The 20,307-nt window shown below is 69.6% G+C and carries 16 protein-coding genes; 5 read left to right on the top strand and 11 right to left on the bottom strand.

Annotated features, from left to right (window positions below):
- Window position 1 precedes the first annotated feature (1 nt).
- Window positions 2-931: a PfkB family carbohydrate kinase gene (locus tag OIC96_RS42825; RefSeq protein WP_330302658.1), complete on the top strand. Its 930-nt coding sequence runs from the start codon at window positions 2-4 to the stop codon at window positions 929-931.
- A 10-nt stretch (window positions 932-941) separates the two neighbouring features.
- Here OIC96_RS42825 and OIC96_RS42830 read toward each other — a convergent pair whose 3' ends face one another.
- Window positions 942-2,204: an alpha-L-fucosidase gene (locus OIC96_RS42830; protein ID WP_330302657.1), complete on the bottom strand. Its 1,263-nt coding sequence runs from the start codon at window positions 2,202-2,204 to the stop codon at window positions 942-944.
- A gap of 326 nt (window positions 2,205-2,530) precedes the next feature.
- Here OIC96_RS42830 and OIC96_RS42835 point away from each other — a divergent pair, with 326 nt between their 5' ends.
- Window positions 2,531-5,398 (top strand): carbohydrate binding domain-containing protein, encoded by a 2,868-nt coding sequence (locus OIC96_RS42835; RefSeq protein ID WP_406502236.1) that lies wholly within the window; start codon window positions 2,531-2,533, stop codon window positions 5,396-5,398.
- A gap of 44 nt (window positions 5,399-5,442) precedes the next feature.
- Here the strand turns inward: OIC96_RS42835 and OIC96_RS42840 are convergent, their stop codons facing one another.
- Genes OIC96_RS42840 through OIC96_RS42850 form a run of 3 tightly spaced genes read right to left on the bottom strand, consistent with a single transcriptional unit; the run spans window position 5,443 to window position 9,051 of the window.
- Window positions 5,443-6,309, bottom strand: a complete 867-nt coding sequence (locus tag OIC96_RS42840) for a geranyl diphosphate 2-C-methyltransferase (RefSeq protein WP_330302655.1) — start codon at window positions 6,307-6,309, stop codon at window positions 5,443-5,445.
- Between the two features lie 40 nt (window positions 6,310-6,349).
- Entirely contained in the window at window positions 6,350-7,624 is a 1,275-nt protein-coding gene (locus OIC96_RS42845; RefSeq protein WP_330302654.1) for a family 2 encapsulin nanocompartment cargo protein terpene cyclase, read from the bottom strand.
- 5 nt (window positions 7,625-7,629) lie between these two features.
- On the bottom strand, window positions 7,630-9,051 hold the full coding sequence (locus OIC96_RS42850) for a family 2B encapsulin nanocompartment shell protein (RefSeq protein WP_330302653.1): 1,422 nt from the start codon (window positions 9,049-9,051) through the stop codon (window positions 7,630-7,632).
- Between the two features lie 265 nt (window positions 9,052-9,316).
- On the opposite strand from OIC96_RS42850, the gene OIC96_RS42855 reads away from it, so the two are divergent.
- From OIC96_RS42855 to pqqB, 3 genes are all read left to right on the top strand, one after another.
- Window positions 9,317-10,558 (top strand): acyl-CoA dehydrogenase family protein, encoded by a 1,242-nt coding sequence (locus tag OIC96_RS42855; RefSeq protein WP_330302652.1) that lies wholly within the window; start codon window positions 9,317-9,319, stop codon window positions 10,556-10,558.
- A 78-nt stretch (window positions 10,559-10,636) separates the two neighbouring features.
- The gene (locus OIC96_RS42860) at window positions 10,637-11,752 is read left to right on the top strand and encodes a hypothetical protein (protein ID WP_330302651.1); all 1,116 of its coding nucleotides are present in this window, start codon (window positions 10,637-10,639) and stop codon (window positions 11,750-11,752) included.
- 60 nt (window positions 11,753-11,812) lie between these two features.
- The gene (gene pqqB, locus OIC96_RS42865) at window positions 11,813-12,697 is read left to right on the top strand and encodes a pyrroloquinoline quinone biosynthesis protein PqqB (protein ID WP_330302650.1); all 885 of its coding nucleotides are present in this window, start codon (window positions 11,813-11,815) and stop codon (window positions 12,695-12,697) included.
- A gap of 19 nt (window positions 12,698-12,716) precedes the next feature.
- Here pqqB and OIC96_RS42870 read toward each other — a convergent pair whose 3' ends face one another.
- From OIC96_RS42870 to OIC96_RS42900, 7 genes are all read right to left on the bottom strand, one after another.
- Window positions 12,717-13,121 (bottom strand): MarR family winged helix-turn-helix transcriptional regulator, encoded by a 405-nt coding sequence (locus OIC96_RS42870; protein WP_330302649.1) that lies wholly within the window; start codon window positions 13,119-13,121, stop codon window positions 12,717-12,719.
- Window positions 13,122-13,236: 115 nt separating this feature from the next.
- The gene (locus OIC96_RS42875) at window positions 13,237-13,590 is read right to left on the bottom strand and encodes a VOC family protein (protein ID WP_330302648.1); all 354 of its coding nucleotides are present in this window, start codon (window positions 13,588-13,590) and stop codon (window positions 13,237-13,239) included.
- Window positions 13,591-13,781: 191 nt separating this feature from the next.
- Complete coding sequence (locus OIC96_RS42880; RefSeq protein ID WP_330302647.1) at window positions 13,782-15,719, bottom strand: serine/threonine-protein kinase; 1,938 nt, start codon at window positions 15,717-15,719, stop codon at window positions 13,782-13,784.
- A gap of 245 nt (window positions 15,720-15,964) precedes the next feature.
- The gene (locus tag OIC96_RS42885) at window positions 15,965-16,996 is read right to left on the bottom strand and encodes a LacI family DNA-binding transcriptional regulator (protein WP_330302646.1); all 1,032 of its coding nucleotides are present in this window, start codon (window positions 16,994-16,996) and stop codon (window positions 15,965-15,967) included.
- Complete coding sequence (locus OIC96_RS42890) at window positions 16,993-17,898, bottom strand: carbohydrate ABC transporter permease (RefSeq protein ID WP_327426629.1); 906 nt, start codon at window positions 17,896-17,898, stop codon at window positions 16,993-16,995. The genes OIC96_RS42885 and OIC96_RS42890 overlap by 4 nt, the downstream gene beginning before the upstream one ends.
- On the bottom strand, window positions 17,895-18,818 hold the full coding sequence (locus tag OIC96_RS42895) for a carbohydrate ABC transporter permease (protein ID WP_330302645.1): 924 nt from the start codon (window positions 18,816-18,818) through the stop codon (window positions 17,895-17,897). The genes OIC96_RS42890 and OIC96_RS42895 overlap by 4 nt, the downstream gene beginning before the upstream one ends.
- Window positions 18,815-20,134, bottom strand: coding sequence for an ABC transporter substrate-binding protein (locus tag OIC96_RS42900; RefSeq protein ID WP_330302644.1), 1,320 nt, complete (start codon window positions 20,132-20,134; stop codon window positions 18,815-18,817). Before OIC96_RS42900 ends, OIC96_RS42895 begins: the two co-directional genes overlap by 4 nt.
- Window positions 20,135-20,307: the final 173 nt, after the last annotated feature.

The following is a 20,307-nucleotide window of genomic DNA, read 5'->3' on the forward strand; positions in this document are numbered from 1 at the left end:
CATGAGACTTCTGCACCTGGGCAACGTGATGATGGACCTGGTCCTCGCCGTGCCCGCGCTGCCCGAGCGGGGCGGCGACATGCTGGCCACGGACACCCGGAGCGCACCGGGCGGCGGCTTCAACGTCATGGCCGCCGCCGCCCGCCAGGGCCTGCCGGTGACGTACGCGGGCGCCCACGGGAGCGGCCCCTTCGGCGACCGGGCGCGAGCCGCGCTGCGGGACGAGGGCATCGACGTACTGCTCGCCCCGCGCACCGAACGCGACACCGGCTTCGTGGTCTGCCTGGTGGACGCCGAGGGCGAGCGCACCTTCGTCACCAGCCCGGGAGCCGAGGCGACACTGACCCTCGAAGACCTCACCGAACTCCGGCCCACAGCCAGGGACTTGGTGTACCTCTCCGGTTACAGCCTGCTGTACGAGGCCAACCGCGCCGCCCTCACCGCCTGGGTGCCCCGACTGGACCCGGCCGTCACGGTGATCGTCGACCCGGGGCCGCTGGTGCGCGACATTCCCTCTGACGCACTGGAGTTGCTGACGGCGCGCGCCGACTGGTGGAGCTGCAACGCCCGCGAGGCCGCGCTGCTCACCGGAATCGACGACCCGTCCGCCGCCGCCCACGCCGTGCGGTCCCGGCTGAAGCTCGGCTCGGCCCTGGTGCGTACCGGCTCCGACGGATGCTTCCTGCACCACGGCGGCACACTCGACGCGATCCCCGGATTCGCCGTCCGCGCCGTCGACCTCAACGGCGCGGGCGATGCGCACACGGGCGTCTTCATGGCCGGCCTCGCTCAGGGCCTTGCCCCGGCCGCCGCGGCGCGCCGCGCCAACGCGGCGGCCGCGCTGGCCGTCACCGAGTCCGGGCCCGCGACCGCGCCGGGAGCGGACGCGCTCGACGCGTTCCTCCGTCGGGCGCGTCCCGCCCCCGGGTAGCGGGCCGGCCTCAGTCGCGCCCCGTGCCCCGGTAGAGGTCCAGCTCCCTGTCGAGCTCGACGGCGAGCACGGTGGCGTACTCGTCGATGTCGGCCGCGGCGGGGGCATCGATCCAGGTCACGCCGGGGACCACGTCCAGGCCGCCCGTGACGTGGTGGCCCAGTTCGGTGCCCGTGCCGAGGACGGTCACCCGCCGGATCGCGTTGCGCAGTCCACGGATCGACACGGACTCGCGCGGCGCGTCGAAACACATCAGATACAGCGTGCGCCGGTCGGCGGAGAGGGTGCTGGGTCCGTAGTGGTGCCCGGCGGGCAGTCCGGCGACCGTCCCGTACACGGCCTCGGCATGCTTCGTGACCCAGGCGCCGAGACCCTCCACGCGTTCGACCTGCTCCTCGGGGATCGTCCCGTCCTCGCGGGGGCCGACGCCGAGGAGCAGATTGCCGCCCATCCCGATCGTCTCCGTGAAGTAACGCACCAGCTGGCGCGCCGACTTGAAGTCGCGGTCCTTCGGCCGGTAGCTCCACGAGTCGTTGACCGTCAGGCACAACTCCCAGGGCCCGTCCGGCGTCTGGAGCGGAACACCCTGCTCGGGAGTGGCGTAGTCGCCGTAACTGAGCATGCGGGCGTTGAGGACGGTGTCCGGGTTGCCCGCGAGGATCAGCTCGGCCAGCTCCCGCATCCGCCACTGCTCCTCGGTGCGCTCCCACTCGCCGTCGAACCAGAGCAGATCGGGCCGGAAGCGGTCGACGAGCTCGCCGACCTGCCCGTCGCGGTACGCCAGATAGCGCTCCCAGGCCGCCGGGTCCTCCTTGCCGGGCTCGGCGTGCGAGAAGGGGCTCGGCGGCTCGCCCGGCTTGACGTGCCGGATGCTCGGGTAGTCGGGGTGGTTCCAGTCGGAGTGCGAGTAGTAGAGACCGACCTTGAGTCCCCGCTCGCGGAGCGCGTCGGCGAATCCGCCGACCAGGTCGCGGCCGGCCGGTGTGTGCCGTACGACGTTCAGGTCGCCGTGAGCGGTGTCCCACAGGGCGACACCATCGTGGTGCTTGGTGGTCAGCACCGCGTACTGGGCGCCGACGCGGGCGAAGAGCTCGGCCCAGGCCTGCGGGTCGTAGCGCGAAGCGGTGAAGCCTTCGAGCTCTTTCATGTATTCCTCGTGCGAGACCTCGCCCGTATAGAAGGACCAGGACTCGGCCCATCCGTCGACGGCGTAGATGCCGTAGTGGATGAAGATGCCCAGCTTGGCATCGGTGAACCAGGGTCGCATCGGCATGCGCCCAAGCTAGGCGCCCACGCTGGGGCCGCGCGTGGGCGCCGGTCACCACTACTGGTCTGTTTTCACCCTGAGTTCCGGACGCTGCGCGATCTCTTTACGTGACTGTCATGTCCCTGTAGCTTCCGGCTGCAAGGGCTTTCAGGAACTTACCGGTTCTTCTTGCAATCCAACTCCCCGCTCCCCGGCCCGCATTGGAGACGCCCATGACGCCTGTGACGTCCAGGAGACGGAGACCCCCACGCCTGCTGACGCGCCCGCTGGTGGCGTTCGTGGCGGCGACCGGGCTGTTCGGACTGATCCCACTGGACGCGGGCTCCGCACCCATGGAGAAGACGGCCGACGCGTCCAGCACGGCGACCGTCTTCTACTACACGAAGACCAAGAACTGGCCGACCACCTACCTGCACTACGCGCCGGACGGCGGTTCCTGGACCACGGTGCCCGGCGTACAGATGGAGACGGCCTGCACGGACTGGGTGAAGAAGACCGTCGACCTGGGCTCGGCCACCGGACTCCAGGCCACCTTCAACAACGGCAGCGGCACCTGGGACAACAACGGTGGCAACAACTACGCGCTCGGCACCGGCACCATCACCGTCAAGGACGGCGTGATCGCCCACAGCGACCCGTGCGCCGACACCGGTACGGGCAGCGGCAACCAGGCCACCGTCTACTACTCGACCGCCACCTCCGGCTGGACCACCGCCAACATCCACTACGCGCCCACGGGCGGTTCCTGGACGACGGTCCCCGGCGTCGGCATGGAGACGGCCTGCACGGGCTGGTGGAAGAAGACCCTCGACATCGGCACGGCGACCTCGCTGAAGGCCGCCTTCAACAACGGCAACGGCGTCTGGGACAACAACAACAGCGCCGACTACACCATCCCCACCGGCACCACGACCGTGAAGGACAAGACGGTCACCGCCGACGCCAAGGACCCGTGCGCCGCCGAGGCGCCGGACACCGAGGCCCCGACCGCGCCCGCCAAGGTCACCGCGAGCGCCACCAACACCTCGATCGTGCTCTCCTGGGACGCCTCCACCGACAACACGGCAGTGACCAAGTACCAGGTCACCCGCACCGGCGGCACCCAGGGCACGGTCGTCACCGACGTCGGCTCAACGGTCTACTCGGACACGGGACTTGAGGAGAAGACCACCTACACGTACACCGTGAAGGCCGTCGACGCGGCAGGAAACACCTCGCCCGCCTCCACCGAGGCCACCGCGACCACCGGAGAGAAGGCGCCCGAGCCGGCCTCCGGCACACCGCTCGGCACGGACCCCCGCAAGGACCCGATCTACTTCGTCCTCACCGCCCGCTTCTACGACGGCGACAGCTCCAACAACCGCGGCGGCAGCCAGGACGTGAAGTCGGGCAACGCCGCGAACAACGACCCCATGTTCCGCGGCGACTTCAAGGGCCTGGTCGACAAGCTCGACTACGTCAAGGCGCTCGGCTTCTCGGCGGTCTGGATCACCCCGGTCGTCCTCAACCGCTCGGACTACGACTACCACGGCTATCACGGCTACGACTTCTACAAGGTCGACCCGCGCCTGGAGTCGGCCGGCGCCTCCTACCAGGACCTGATCAACGCGGCCCACGCCAAGGGCATGAAGATCTACCAGGACGTCGTCTACAACCACAGCTCCCGCTGGGGCGCCAAGGGCCTGTTCACGCCCACCGTGTACGGGGTCCGCGACACCGAGTGGAGCTGGTACTACGACGAGAAGAACGAGGGCTTCGAGTACGACGGTCTGACCGTCGAGCCCAAGTCCGGGAAGTCGTACTACAACGGTGACCTGTGGTCGACGGCCGAACCCTCCGGCAACACCTGCCTCAACTGGGGCAAGCCCACCGGCTCCAAGAGCTCCGAGGGCTACACGCTCTACAACTGCCAGTGGCCCAGCCCCACGTCGGGCATGTTCCCGAAGGCGTACTACCACCAGTGCTGGATCGGCAACTGGGAGGGCGAGGACTCGCGTTCCTGCTGGCTGCACGAGGACCTGGCCGACTTCAACACCGAGAACACCACCGTCCAGAACTACCTGATCGGCGCGTACGACAAGTACATCGACATGGGCGTCGACGGCTTCCGCATCGACACCGCCGTACACATTCCGCGCGTCACCTGGAACCGCCGTTTCCTGCCCGCCATCTACGACCGGGTCACCCAGAAGTTCGGCACCGACGCGGCGAAGAACTTCTTCGTCTTCGGCGAGGTCGGCGCGTTCGTCAACGACAAGTGGAACCGCGGATCCGTCAACCACTCGGCGCAGTTCTACACCTGGAAGGAGCGCAAGGAATACAGCGCGGACGACGAAGCGGCGGCCATCGAGCAGTACAACTACGAGGAACAGCTGGGCACGGGTAATCAGCCCACGTCCACCAACGCCTTTCTGAGCGGCAACAGTTACCACACCCCGGACCGCAGCCAGTTCTCCGGCATGAACATCATCGACATGCGCATGCACATGAACTTCGGTGACGCGCAGAACGCCTACAACAACGGCAAGGACTCCGACGACTCCGTCAACGACGCGACGTACAACGTCGTCTATGTCGACAGCCACGACTACGGCCCGAACAAGTCGAGCACCCGCTACAGCGGCGGCACCGACGCGTGGGCCGAGAACATGGCGCTGATGTGGACCTTCCGGGGGATCCCCACGCTGTACTACGGCTCGGAGATCGAGTTCCAGAAGGGCAAGCAGATCGACTGCGGCCCGACCTGCCCGCTGGCGACCACCGGCCGCGCGTACTACGGCGACCACCTCGCCGGATCGGTCACGGCCTCCGGCTTCGGCACGGTCGACTCCGCGAGCGGCGAGGTCGCCACGACGCTCGCCCAGCCCCTGGTCAAGCACCTCCAGCGACTCAACCAGATCCGCCGGGCGATCCCGGCCCTCCAGATGGGCCAGTACTCCACCGACGGCATCAGCGGCTCGATGGCCTTCAAACGCCGCTACACCAGCGGTTCGACGGACAGCTTCGCGCTCGTCACGGTCACCGGCGACGCGACGTACACCGGCATCCCGAACGGCACCTACACAGACGCCGTCACCGGTGACGTGAAGACCGTCTCGAACGGCACGCTGTCCGTGGCGGCACCCGGGAAGGGCAACCTCCGGGTGTACGTGCTGAACGGGCCCGGGAAGATCGGAAGCGACGGGCCGTACCTGAAGTAGCCGTGCGGGGCCCGGACTTCGGGAGTCCGGGCCCCCCACCCGTGTCAGATGCGGTCCGCCGCGATCAGCAGATAGTGGAAGCTTCCCTCCTTGTACGCCGTCAGGAACGCCTCCTCGATCCCCGTCGCCACCTCGGACCTGGCCCGCAGCTCCCAGTAGGGGATGGTCGCCGCCGTGAGGTCGACGACATTGATCGGTACGAGGCCGTTCGCGGACAGCGCCTTGAAGTACTCACTGCGCGAGTGGATGTTGCAGGTGTAGTGCTCGTCGATCTTGCTGACGGCCTTGGAACGCAGTCCCTGGACGTCGTTCGAGCAGCCGGTGATGCACACATACCGGCCGCCGTACTCCAGCAGCCGCGCGAACTCCCCGTAGAGCTCGAAGAGATCGACGTACATCGTGGTCTCGTTGGTCCAGATGGCCCGGCGCGAGCCGGTGTCGAAGCCCGTGCCGAGCATGTTGCGGAAGTGGAAGCCCACCTTGTCGGTGACGCCCCGCCGCGCGGCCTGCTCGTTCGCGAAGGACACCTGCTGCTGCGAGATGCTGACGCCGTCCACGGAGCAGCCGAAGCGGGCGTTGGCCATGATGCTGGTACCGCCGCGGCCCGAGCCGGCGTCCAGCAGACGGTGCTCCGGACGGATCTCGCCGAGATGGTCGAGGAGGACGTCCGCCTGCGCGGTCTCCAGGCGGTGCATCTCCTCGATCATGCGCTGCTCGCGGGTCTCGGCCGGGCCTTCCAGGACGGACGGGTCGTAGTCGCCGAGGCCGTAGTGGTGGTGGTAGAGGTCGTCGATCTCGCCGAGCTTGAGGTTGACGTCGTTCTTCTCCGCGTTCCAGTAGTTGGCGACCGACTTCTGGTACGCGGTGCGCAGGACGTTGGCCACGGTGTTTTCCGTTTCGGTGACAGACATGCTGAAGCGATCTCCTTGCGACAAGAGGGATTTCGGGATGTCAGGCGGCGGTGGCGTAACGGGCGCTGCCCGCGTGCCATTCGCGGCTGCCGCCGAGCCAGGCCCAGGTGCCGGCCAGGAAGCGGCGGAGCTCGGGGGAGCCGGCGAGGGCGAGCGCGGCCGCCTCGGCCTCGAAGGTGTGCATGAGCTCGTTGTGGATCTCGACGGTGCGGTCGACCGCCTCCTCCAGGGAGCACTGGTCCTCGGACACGATCAGCCGGGGCAGGCTGGTGTCGGTGGGGTCCTCCTTGCCCATGGAGTACAGGTCGTTGACGATCACGCTCGCCGAGCCCGCCATGGTGAACGCGCGGCGCACCCGCGGATCGGCGAACTCGCCGTACGGCAACTCGTATCCGGCGACCGCGTCGATCAGCACCATGCACGGCACGAAGCTGTTCTCGTGCCGGTGCATCAGGAACTCCCAGACCGGCGGGGTGTGTTCGGCCGTGTGCCAGACGCCTTCCTGGTTGTACGCGACGAACATGATCGCCAGCTCGTGGCGGAGCCGGCGCACCTGTGACGTTGTCGCGTACCGGGCGAGGTTGCCGAGACTCGAGCGGAGGGCGCGCATGACGGGGTCCGCCCGGACCACCTCCTCCAACTGCGGTGCGTACCCCAGCGGGAGGTGCGCCTGGTCGATCACGGAGTGGGCGATGGCGAGGCGCTGCCCCAGCAGTTCGTGCCGGGCCTCCTCCACCTCTCCGTCCACATAGTGGTCGTCTACGGCCCACTCCGCGAGCGCGCACTTCGCCGCCGCGAGCAGCCGGTCGGGGTCGTCCGACTCCGGGTGCGCCAGCATGATCAGCCGTCCGAAGTCGGCCTTGCGGATCTTGTCGAGCTGACCGGGATAGATCCCGACCTCCTCGGCCCACTCGACCAGCCGCTCGGTGACGGTCTCGCCGAGGGCGGGGTCGTCACGGAGGGCGGGTGGACAGTACAGCCGCGAAGCCGGCTCGACGGAGGGCGGCTCCCGCGGTGGTGGTGCTTCCGTGGTGAACGTCCGGGCGGCCGAAGTACCCAGCCCGGTGGGACCGGTGAGCAGGCCCGGCGTCGACAGTCGTACGACATCGGGCCGCGGCGGCAGGGTCGGCCGGGGGATCCGTGCCGCGGAGGTGCCCAACCCCTTCGGCGTGGACGGCAGTTGCGGGGTGCCCGAGGGCTGCGGGTCGAGCGGAAGCCGCGGTTCGGCCGTCACCCGCGCCGACAGCAGTGCCGTCACGACCTCCGCCAGCTCATGGGTCGCCGGAGGCGCAAGGGTTCTGGAGATGAGGGACACCGGCGTCAGCTCCCGCTCGCGCGGGAGACCTCGACGTTCTCCAGGATGCCGAGGGCGTCCGGCACCAGCACCGCGGCCGAGTAGTAGGTGCTGACCAGGTACGAGATGACCGCCTGCTCGTTGATGCCCATGAACCGTACGTTCAGCGCCGGTTCGACCTCGTCCGGGATCCCCGTCTGGTACAGCCCGATGACACCCTGGTCGTCCTCGCCGGTGCGCAGGGCGAGGATCGACGACGTACGGGCCCGGCTGACCGGGATCTTGCCGCACGGAAGCAGCGGCACTCCGCGCCACGCGGGCAGATGATGGCCGTTGAGCTCGACACCGCCGAAGTAGAGGCCGCGCTTGTTGCACTCCCGGCCGAACGCGGCGATCGCCCGCGGGTGGGCGAACAGGAAGCGGGTGCCGCGCCGCATGCTGAGCAGCTCGTCCAGGTCGTCGGGTGTCGGCGGCCCGGAACGGGTGGAGATCCGCTGGTCGTAGTCGGCGTTGTGCAGCAGCCCGAAGTCCGCGTTGTTGACCAGCTCGTACTCCTGGCGCTCACGCAACGCCTCGACGGTCAGCCGCAGTTGCTGCTGGGTCTGGTCCATCGGCCGGCTGTAGAGATCGGCGACCCGGGTGTGCACCCGCAGCACGGTCTGCGCGACGCTCAACTCGTACTCGCGCGGCCGCAGTTCGTAGTCCACGAACGTGCCGGGCAGCTCCGGCTCGCCCACATGCCCCGAGCTGAGCGCGATGTCGGCCTCGCCCGAGCGGTTGCGCGGCCGGTACCCGTCGGAGCCGGCCCGCTCTACATGCGCCCGCAGCCCGTCGTACCGCTCCGCCACCGCCTGGTACGCCGCGTGCGGCAACGCGAGCACCGTGGTGGCCGTCGCCGCGCGGGCCGTGAAGTCCCAGGCCCCGTCCAGCCCGGCGAGCACATGCCCGCCGAAGGTGTCGCCGTCGGCCAGCAGACCGACGACCGCCTCGTCCCCGTAGGGACCCGCTCCGACCTTCTCCACCTTGCCGTGCGCGACGAGGTACACATGGTCGGCCGTCGCGCCGGCCTCCACGATGAGCTGGCCGGGCTCGTACTCCCGCTGCTCGAACCGGTCCGCCAGCGCGCCCAGTGTTCCGCCGTCCGAAAACCCGCGCAGCAGCGGGAGTTCGCCCAGCTCCGCCGGGACGACCCTGACCTGCGCTCCGGTCTTCACGAACGTCATCCGGCCGTCGCCGACCGTGTACGAGAGCCGTCTGTTCACGCGGTACGTGCCGCCCGGCACGTCCACCCAGGGCAGCATGCGGGTCAGCCACCGCGAACTGATGCCCTGCATCTGAGGTTCGGACTTGGTCGTCGTCGTCAGGTTCCGTGCCGCGGCTGTCCCGAGGCTCTGTTGCTCCCGATCCTCGGCGCCCGCCGCGGGCGCCGTATCGGTCTCGACCGACATGGGTTCCTTCTCTCCTGTCGCACCGGTGACAGTACGCTTCCGGACTGTCACGTTCCGCGCCTACAGCTACCCATGACCAGCCGCGACGAGTGATGACCTCACGGGGCGTGCGAGGCACGTCGCGTGGAGGAATGCCTCCGCACCACCCCCGATTCCCTCGGATGCGCCCTCTTGGCGGTATCCGGGCGGTACGCGCGCACCCCTTGCCGTGTTCAATTGCCGGTACTGCCAGGCGCACGGACGGCCCCACCCGTCAGGAGGCACTGTGATCGCCGTTCCCGAACCCGGACTCACCGAACGCGAAGTGATCGAGCGGGCCGTGGAGATGCGGGCCACGCTGCTCGAACGGCAGCCGGAGACCGAGCGGTTGACGCACTATCCGAAGGACACCCACGACGACTTCCTGCGCGCCGGGTTCTACCGGGCGCTGCAACCACGCCGGTACGGCGGATACGAGTTCGGCCTGTCCACCTTCTATCGCGTCATCACCGAGATCGCCCGCGGCTGCCCCTCCACCGGCTGGGCCCTGTCCCTCACCGCCGCCCATGTCCTCCAGGTCGCCACCCTCTTCGACGAGAAGGCGCAGGACGAGATCTTCGGAGCCGACGGAGACTTCCGCGCCCCCTCCACCGTCGTACCGGTCGGCGTCGCCCAGCCCGACGGCGACGGTCATGTCGTACTCGACGGGACCTGGCCGTACGCGTCGGGCGCCCCCTACGCCACGCACTATGTCGGCCAGACCCTGCGCGCCCCCGAGAAGCCCGGCGACCCGCCGGGGCCGTTCGTCCTGTTCGTCGCGCCCCGCGCCATCTGGACGGTGGTCGACGACTGGCACGGGGTCCTCGGCCTGCGCGGCAGCGGATCCAACAGCATCCGCATCGACCAGGGGCGCGTCCCCGCGTACTTCACCCAGGAGGTGAGCCTGCTCGACCTGCCCGTCGAAGGCGGCACACCGGGCTCGAAGCTGCACGGCAACGCCCTGTACGCGGGGCGCGCGCCCAGCTTCTTCCACGGGGAGCTGGCCGCCATCATCATCGGCATCGCCTACGCCGCCGCGGACGAGTACGCCCGGATCGTCGCCGAACGCCCACTGATCGCCGACCCGAGCCGCACCCGCGCCGAACTCCACGACTACCAGCGGCACTTGGGCGAGGCACTGGGCGCGATCCGCACGGCCGAGGCGGCGCTCCAGCACAACGCCGAGGACTGGATGGAGGTCTGCCGCCGCAATGTCTCGGGCGAGGCCCCCTTCAGCACCGCCGAGGACAACCGGCTCGCGCTCGTCTTCCTCACCGCCGGACGCATGGCCTGGGATGTGCTGCAAGGCATCCTCTTCCGCACGGCGGGCTCCCGCTACGCGCGCGACGGCGAACGGATGCAGCGCTACTTCCGGGACGCGGCCACGTACTGGACCCATGTCGGCCCCACCATGGCCGAGCCGCTCCACCGGCGCGTCGGCTGCGACCGCCTCGGCCTGCCGTCGGACGGCATCCCGCTGCTGCCCTGAGGTGAACCTGCCCCGCCCGACGGGCGCGGCCCGCCACCTGGCGAACGGTGCCGCTGTCACCAGCGTGACAATGACCCCATGAAATGGATCTCCGGCCTGGCCGGCGGGCTGCTCCTGGCGTTGGTTCTCGTCAGTGTTCTGCGCACCCTGGTGGTGCCCCGAGGGCTCTACTCCTCGCTGGTGACCCGGTGGTGGCGCTCGCTGCGCTTCGTGCTGCGCATGGCCGCGCCCGGCGGCAGCTACGACGCGCACGACCGCGCGCAGACCTGGCTGGCCCCGCTCATGCTCGTCGGCATGCTCACGAGCTGGCTGGGCGGGGCGCTGCTCGGCTTCGGGCTGCTGCTGCACTCCCTGTCCACGCTGTCCTGGACCAACTCCGTCAGGGAGGCGGGTTCCAGCCTGTTCACGCTCGGCTTCGCCAGCGGCGACCGGCTGCACCTGTCCGTCGTGGACTTCGTGGCGGCCGCCACCGGACCCGTGGTGATCGCCCTGCAGATCGCGTATCTGCCCACGCTGTACGGCGCCTACAACCGCCGCGAAGTGGAAGTGACCCTGCTCCAGTCGCGCGCGGGGGAACCCGCCTGGGGCCCGGAGATCCTCGCCCGGCAGTGGCTGGTCGACACCGAGACCGCGCTGCCCGAGCTGTACCGCGGCTGGGAACGGCTCGCCGCGGAGATCGGTGAGAGCCACTCGACGTACCCGATCCTGCTCTCGTTCCGATCGCCGCAGCCGTACCGCAGCTGGATCGTCGGCCTTGTCGCCGTCATGGACGCGGCCGCCATGCAGCTGGCGCTCGCACCGCGCGGCGCCCCGCCCGAGGCGCGCCTGATGCTGCGCGCCGGCTTCACCGCGCTGCGCGACATCGCCCACGCGCTGCGCATGCCCTTCGAAACGGACCCCAGCCCCGACGCGCCGATCCAGCTGTCCTTCCTGGAGTTCGACGCGGCCGTCGCGATGGTGGAGACGGCGGGCTTCCCCACCCAGCGGACCGCCGAGCAGGCATGGCCGCACTTCCACGGCTGGCGGGTCAACTACGAAGCGATCTCTTACGCGTTGTGCCGTCGCGTCGACGCGGTCCCCGCCCTGTGGACCGGTCCGCGGGACTTCGCCACCAGCCCGATCCCTCCCCGGCGGCCGATGGACCGGCGCCCGGGCGCCGAAGGTCGTCCGGAACTACCCCCCTCCGACGGGTAGTCCGGCGCGTCCTGGCGGGAAGATCCCTCGGAGGGTCCGATACGGAGGGGTGGGGTTCCCTTGAAAGTCGTCCTGCTGGGCACGGCCGCCGGTGGCGGCTTCCCTCAGTGGAACTGCGCCTGCGCGCTGTGCGCGGCCGCCCGCGACGGGAAACTGCCCGCGCGGACACAGGAGTGCGTCGCCGTCAGCGGCAACTGCCGCGACTGGTGGCTGCTCAACGCCTCACCCGACATCCGTACGCAGCTGACCACCACGCCCGCGCTCGCACCCGGGCCGGGCCCCAGGGACACGCCGGTACGCGGCGTGCTCCTGACGGACGCCGAGGCCGACCACGTCATGGGGCTGACCGTCCTGCGCGGCGGCGCGGGCCTCAAGCTCTACGCCGCGCCTCCCGTCCTCGCCACATTGGCCCCGCTGCGCGCGATGCTCGACCGCTACGCCCCGTGGGCGTGGGCGGACAGCCTGACCGAGGGCGGGTTCGTGCTGGCCGGCGGTCTGGTGGTGAGCGCTCACCCGGTCGGTTCCAAGGCCCCGAAGTACGTCGCCGGACCCGTCGCGGACGCCGGCTGGGTGACGGCGTACCGGATCGAGGACCTGGCCAGCGGGGGAGTGCTCGTCTACGCGCCCTGCCTGGGCGGTTGGACACCCGTGCTGGACGAACTGCTGGCCACGGCGACCTGCGCGCTGCTCGACGGCACCTTCTACGCGGCCGGCGAGATGGGCGCGGCGGTGCGGGCGCCCGCCGGGCAGGCCGCCATGGGACATCTGCCCGTCTCGGGAGCGCGCGGCAGCCTGGCCGCCCTGGCCCGCCATCCAGGGCCGCGCCGCATCTACACCCACCTCAACAACACGAACCCGCTGCTCGACCCGGCCTCGGACGCCTCTGCGCGGGTGACCGGGACCGGAGTCGAAGTCCTGCCGGACGGTGCGGAGTTCGTGGTCTAGCGGACACCGCACGGGACTTTCACAACACTCCCTGGCCGTTCAGCACGCGCTCCAGGGCGGCGCGTTGCAGGGGGAGCACCTCGGCGTGCAGGGCGCGCCCCTTCTCGGTGAGCGCGACCCAGACTCCGCGTCGGTCCTCCTGGCAGACGGTGCGCTCCACCAGGCCGTCCTTCTCCAGCCGGCCGATGAGGCGGGACAAGGCGCTCTGGCTCAGGTGGACCCGGCCCGCGATGTTCTGCACCCGGCACTGCTCGCCGGGCTCCGCGGCCGTGCCCGACGCGAGGATGTCCAGGACCTCGAAGTCACTGGCTCCGAGGCCGTGGGGATGCAGCGCGCGGTCGATCTCGCACATCGTGCGCGCGTGCACCGAGAGGATCTCCCGCCACTGGTCTTCGAGGGGGGAGCCGGGCGTCTTCGCTGCCATAACTGAACGGTAACAGAGATCCGGCCAGTCATTGCGCGTGCAACTAGTGCAGTTGCATCCAGTCTGCCCCCGCCGCGGCGGGGCCCTGCCGCCCGCCCCCCTCCGTGCGGCCGCTCTACTCGGCGGAGGGATCCTGGGTGAGCCCGATCAGGTTCCCGTCCGCGTCCTTGACAAAGGCGATCAGCTTGCCGCCGCCCACGTCCTGGACGTCCTGCAGCGACTCGGCCCCGGCGTCGAGCAGGGCCGCGAGGGTCGCCCTGATGTCGGCGACGTGCCAGTAGGGGACGGGCCCGGTCATGCCCTTGGCGTGACCGTTGGGGTCGAGGCCGACGTCCTGGCCCGCGTCCTTGAAGCCGACGTAGTACGGCTCGTCCGCGTACGGCTCAACCCCCAGCAGTGCGCTGAACAGCGCCTTTCCCTGTGCGAGGTCCTTGACGGGGTAGATGATGGTCTTCAGGCCGGCGGTCATGGCGACTCCTCCGTGGTGCTGGTCAGTGCCTGCGAATGGCTTCTCGCTCCGACGTGTATCCCGTCGGTGCTTCAACGCTAGGACGGGGGAGCACCGCATGGCTTCTCGAATCCTGACCGGTCGGGAATCCTGAATCGGGCGGGAATCCTGACCGGTCGAGGGGTACGGCCGGCCTGTCGCGGACCTGCCGGTCAGCCGCTCACCGGGTCCACCGCGTTGCGCCAGACCTTGATGTCCACCGTGATGTAGTCCGTCGTGTCCGGCGAGGGCGCCGTGCCGCGGAAGGTGATGAGGCCGACGTGGCCGGTTCCACTGACCACGCACAGCCGGTCGCCGACAGCGAGGTCTCTCACCCACAGGTACTTCTCGCTGCCGGTCTGTGCGAGGCAGGAATCAAGTGTCCCGGCGGCACGGGGCGCCAAGCGGGTCAGCTGGCTCTGGCTGGTGGATCCGGGAGCCACGACGGCGCCGGAGGAGTACACGGCGTAGGTGAAGTCCTCGTCGCTCGTGCCGGTGTCGGCCTTGGGCCCTGGGGGCCTGTCGCCCAGATACAGGTCGTGGCTGGCGGTCATGCGAATGCCGGTATAGGTCTCCGTCGCCGGCTGGGCCGCCGCCGTCGCGGTCGGCTTGCGGGCGGCGGCCGACGTCTGGGACGTGGCCGGTTCGTCGGAGGCGGGCGGGGCGGTGCGGGTCGCGGACGCGGACGGGTCCGCCTTCTTCGGCTTCGCCTTCTTCGACGGCGATGCGGAGGGATCACCCGAGCCGGTCGGCTGCTGTTCGGTCGCCGATCTGGAAGCCTGTCCGGCCTGGCCGCTCGCGCCGTCCGCCGGCTCCTCGGGGCTCAGGACGCCGGACAGGAACAGGGCGCCGGTCACCGCGGCCACGGTCAGGACGACCGCCCCGCCCGTGACCAGCCCCCGCCGCTTGGTACGGCGCCGCGGCGCGGGCCCCAGGAGGACGGGACCGGTGGGCGCGGAGTACGGCACGCCCCCGCCGGGCGTCACAGGACCGGGAGCCGCCATTCCGGCGTACGCGCCGCCGGGGACGCCGCCGACGCCGGGCGCCGAGGGAAAGGGAGTGACCGGGGGACCGAACTCACCGCTGGTGACGCCCGGTGCCGGGGACTCGGCTCGCTGTCCCAAGGCGCCCTGCCGGGGGATGCGCAGGGCCATCGTGTCCACCGGGGACGGCTGCTCCTGCGCTTGGGGCTGGGGCTGGGGCTGGCCCTGGGTCTGTGGCTGCGGCTCGCGCACCGCGTGCTGTGCGAGCTGCCCCGCCACCGACGCAGGCAGCCAGCTCTCCACGCGGCGCAGGCCCCGCTCCGGGTCGGCGGCCGCGCACAGGCGTATGACGTCGGCCGGGGACGGCCGCAGCGCCGGGTCCTTGTGCAGGCACCCGGCCACCAACTCCGCCAGGTAGTCGGGGAGTTCGCCGAGCCGAGGCTCCTCGTGCACGATGCGGTACAACACCCCGTGCGAGGGCCCGTCGCCGAAGGCGCCCGCGCCCGTCGCGGCGAAGGCGGCGATCTGGCCGAGCGCGAACACATCGGTCGCGCCGGTGATCTCCCCGCCGAGTGCCTGCTCGGGCGCCATGAAGGCGGGCGTCCCGATGGCGGAACCGCTGCGGGTCAAGGCGGTGGCGTCCGCCGCGCGCGCCACCCCGAAATCGATGACGCGGGGCCCGTCGAAAGCGAGCAGCACATTCGACGGCTTCAGGTCGCGGTGCACGACCCCGGCGCGGTGGATGTCCTGGAGTGCCTCGGCCACCCCCGCCGTGAGCAGCAGCACCGTGTCCCTGGGCAGCGGCCCGTGCTCCTTGACGGCATCCGCGAGGGAGGGGCCGGGGATATAGGCGGTGGCGAGCCAGGGCATGGGCCCTTCGGTGTCGCTGTCGAGGACGGGCACCGTGCACACGCCCTGCACCCGGCGGGCGTTGGCGACCTCCTGCCGGAACCGGTCGCGGAAGTCGGGGTCGTCGGCGAGCTCGGGGCGGATCACCTTCACGGCGACGGCCCTGCCGCCGGGTGTGTGGGACAGGTAGACGCACCCCATGCCCCCGGCGCCGAGCCGTGCCAGCAGGCGGTATTCCCCTGCGGTGCGCGGATCGTCGTCCTCAAGCGGCTGGAACATCCCCGCACCCGTCTGCACGTTCCCGACTCCCGTAGCGCTCTGCTGTCACTCACACATCAGCTGTCACTCACACAACTGATCCGAACAGTATCGGTGTTCGAGCGAGCGCGGCGACGGACGTCCTCCTGCCGGCGACGTACGTCCGCCCCGCGGCGGGGCAGCCGCGGGGCAAGGACGTCAGATGTGGCGTGAGATGTGGCGTGAGATGTGCCGTGAGATGTGCCGTGAGACGTGATCGAAGGGCCTCAGGTGGACTCGCGTCGCACCAGTTCCGTGGGCAGGATCACCGCCGCCGGATCATCGCCCCCTATCTGGGCGAGCAGTACCCGCACCATCTCGGCGCTGATGCGATCCCAGGGCTGGCGGATCGTGGTGAGCGCGGGAGTGGACGCGACAGCGGCGGGCGAGTCGTCGAAGCCGCCGACCGCCACGTCCTCGGGGACCCGGCGGCCGGCCCTGTGCAGTGCGGACAGCACCCCCTGTGCCATCAGGTCCGAGGCGACGAACACGGCGTCCAGGTCCGGGACCCGTTCGAGGAGTCGCTCCGCGCCCGCATCGCCGCTGGCCCGGCTGTAGTCGCCGGGGACGACGAGGCGGTCGTCGGCCTCGATCCCGGCCTCGGCGAGCACCTCCCGGTAGCCCGCGAGACGCTCGACTCCGCCGGGGGTGTCGAGCGGTCCCGTGACCATGCCGATGCGGCGGCGGCCGAGGGAGAGCAGGTGCTTGACCATGTCCCGGGCGCCGTCCCGGTCGTCCGCGGCGACGTAACTCACCTTGGATCCCAGGCCGATGGGCTTGCCGCAGGCGACCAGCGGCACGCCCGCCTCGCGCAGCTCCTCGGCGACCGGATCGCCGGAGTGGCTGGAGACCAGCAGCACCCCGTCGACGTGGCCCGCGGTGATGTACCGCGTTATGCGCCGCCGTTCGTCCTGGGTGCCCGCGAGCATCAGCAGGAGGGGAACGTCGTGTGCGGCCAGCGCCTGCGTGCAGCCGCGCAGCAGGACATTGAAGTTGGGGTCCTCGAAGAACCTCTCCTGAGGCTCGGTCAGCAGGAAGCCGATCGAGTCGGAGCGTCCGGTGATCAGCGAGCGGGCGTGCCGGTTCACGACGTAACCCGTCCTGCGGATGGCGGCGTTGACCGCCTCCTGGGCGGCGGGGCTGACGTAGTGCCCGCCGTTGAGTACCCGCGACACGGTCCCCCGTGAGACACCGGCCTCGCGTGCGACGTCGTGGATCGTCGGCGGTTTGCGCCTGCCCCCCGTGTGATGCATGGTCATGACTTTACGGCTCCGGACAGCAGATCGAGGCTCCAGAACCGCTGGATGACCAGGAACAGCGCGACCAGCGGGATGACCGCGAGCATCGCACCGGTGATCACCAGGGTGTACAGGGCCGGGGTGTTGGAACCCTGTTTGAGGAGGGTGAACAGGCCGAGGGTGATCGGGAACTTCTCGTCGTCGCTGAGCATGATGTACGGCAGCAGGAAGTTGTTCCACACCGCCACGAACTGGAACAGGAACACCGTCACCAGTCCGGGCACCATCATCGGCAGCGCGATCCGGGTGAAGATCCGCCACTCGCTCGCGCCGTCCATCCGTCCGGCCTCGACCACGTCACCGGGCACCGCCGCGGCGGCGTAGATCCGGGCGAGATAGATGCCGTACGGGGAGAGGACGAGGGGGAGCAGGACGGAGGCGTACGAGTCCGTCAGGTCGGCCTTCGCCATCAGCAGATACTGGGGGATCGCGAGGATCACCGGCGGCATCAGCACGCCCGCCATCAGGATGCTGAAGACGGTCTCGCGGCCGCGGAAGCGGTAGAGCGCGAGCGCGTAGCCGCCGAGCGCGGAGACGGCCGTCGACAGGAGGGCGCCGAGACCGGCGTAGAGGGCGGAGTTGCCCATCCACTTCCAGTAGATGCCGTCGCGGTAGGCGTTGAGGTCCTTCACGTTCTGGGTGAAGCCGGTGCCCGGCAGGAACGTGAACGTCGAGAAAAGCTCACGGCCCGACTTGGTGGAGGCGATCACCACCCAGGCGACGGGCAGCAGACAGTAGAGGGCGCCGAGCAGCAGCGTCAGCGTGGGCACCAGGGCGATCCGGCGGCGCAGCGGCGGACCCTGGGCGGTTCCGGGGGTGGTGCCGGCGGCCGGAGCGGCCTTGCCTACGGCAAGAGAACTCATCGTGCTTCCTCCTGCTTGTTACGGGAGTTCGCGGCGCGCAGGAATCCGAAGGACACGATCAGCGTGACGATGGCGATGATCATGGCCTCGGAAGACGCCGCGTAGATGTCGCCCGCGTTGAACGCGTCCCGGTACACCTTCATCAGCGGACTCCACGTCGTGGAGACGGAGTTGGTGAGGGGCTTGAGGGTGGTCGGCTCGCTGAACACCTGAAGCGTCGCGATGATCGAGAAGAAGAAGGTGAGGACCAGTGAGGGCGCCACCATCGGAATCTTGATCTTCACCGCGATCTGCAGGGGCGTGGCGCCGTCCAGCTTCGCCGCCTCGTACACCTCGGCCGGAATGGCCTGGAGCGAGGTGTAGATGACGATCATGTTGAAGCCGGTGCCGCCCCAGACCGCGATGTTGGACAGGGCCAGATACAGCGGGCCGCCGTCCAGCAGGTTCGGCTGCGGCATGCCCAGCTTGTCGAGGACGAAGTAGAAGGGGCTGACGTCCGGGAGGTACAGGAAGCCCCACAGCAGCGCGGCGACGACGCCGGGAATGGCGTACGGCAGGAAGATCGCCAGCCGGGTGAAGGGGGCGAGGCGCACCTTGTCCGTGTCGAGCATCAGCGCGAACAGCAGCGCGAGACCGAGCATCACCGGAACCACGATGGCGCCGTAGCCCAGCACCCGCAGCCCGCCGTCGAGCAGCTCGTTGTCGGTGAGGGCGTCGGTGTAGTTCTCCAGGCCCGCCCAGACCTCCTTGCGGGCGCCCGCACCGAGGCCCAGGCCGCTGACCTTGACCTTGTGCAGGCTCAGCCAGAACGCGTAGCCGATGGGCAGCGCGAAGAAGAGGGCGAACAGGATCGTCGCGGGGAGGAGGAAAGCGTACGGGGCCCCCTTGACCCCGTACGACTTCCGACGTGCGGTTGTCACTGAGCGACCCCGAAGCCCTGCTTCTTCAGGTTGGCGACGGTGTCGTCCTGCATGGTCTTCAGGGCGGCACCGAAGTCCGACTTGTTCTTCGCGGCGGCGCCGAAGGCGTCGTTGAAGGACGTGTAGGCGACGTTCACGTTCGGGCCCCACGCGGACGGCGCGGTGGTCTTCGCGATCGCCGAGGCCTTCGTGTAGAAGTCCTGCTGGTTGGAGAAGAAGGCCGGCGGCTGCATGAACGCGTCACTGAGCTGGGCGCTGGTGGAGGCGGGGTAGATACCGCTCTCCTTCGCCAGCGCGGCCACCGCGTCCGGGTCCGTGTTCAGCCAGGCGGCGAACTTCGCGGCGGCCGCCTTGTGCTTCGAGTCCGTGGTGACGGCCGTCGAGGAGCCGCCCCAGCTGCCGGTGACGTTCTCGCTGTCCGACCACTGCGGCAGCGGGGCCATCGCCCACTTGCCCTTGGTGTCGGGGGCCGCGGTGGCGAGGGTCCCCGGCGCCCACACCGCGCTCACCCAGGCGATCTGCTTACCGGTGTTGAGCGCCTTGTTCCAGGGCGGCGTGTACATCGGCTCGTTGTCGATCACGCCTTCCTTGACGAGACCGCCCCAGAACTTGGCGACCTTCTGCGTCGCCGCGTCGTCGATGCCGACCTTCCACTTGTCGCCGGAGGTCGTCCACCACTTGGCGCCGGCCTGCTGGGCGAGACCGGCGAAGAGGCCGGAGTCGTTGGCGGAGAAGGTGGTCAGGTCCTTGTCCGGGGCCTTCTTCTTCAGCGCGCGGGCGGTCTCGGCGAACTGCTCCCAGGTCGTCGGGACCGTCAGGCCGTACTTCTTGAAGAGGTCCTGGCGGTAGTAGAACATCATCGGGCCGATGTCCTGCGGGATCGCGTAGACGGCGTCCGTGCCCAGCGTCGTCTGCTGCCAGACGGCCGCGGTGAACTTGCCCTTCGCGTCCTTCGATTCGCCCGCTATGTCGGCGAGTGCGTCATTGCTGACCAGCGTCGGCAGTGCCTGGTACTCGGCCTGGACGAGGTCCGGGGCCTTCTTCGCCTTGTGCGCGGTGAGGATCTTGGTGACCAGGTCGTCTCCCGACGCCTGCTTCTTCACCGTGACGGTGATCTGCTGCTTCTTCCCCGGCCCCTTGTTCCACAGGTCCACGACCTTGTCCATGCCCGGGGTCCAGGTCCAGTACGTCAGTGACGCGGGTCCGGACTGGGCGTCGTCCTTGGCGTCGTCCGAGCCGCAAGCGGCGAGAGAGGTGGCGCCGAGCGCGACGGCGATGGTGGTGGCCACGAGGCGGCTGTGCTTCGTGATGGGCATGGATCGTTCTCCCCTGACCTGGGCCTTCGCCTGCTGCGAAGACCTGCCATGCTTCTGTGAGCGTTCACAGTAGAGAAACATCCCGGACACTTGTCAATGGTTGTTGCTGTGCGGTTATGTTGGGCTCGCGCCGCTGGCGCTGTGTGTGCACGTTCCCAAATGATCGATTAACC

This window comes from Streptomyces sp. NBC_00775, assembly GCF_036347135.1.
GTDB classification, from domain to species: Bacteria; Actinomycetota; Actinomycetes; order Streptomycetales; family Streptomycetaceae; genus Streptomyces; species Streptomyces lutosisoli.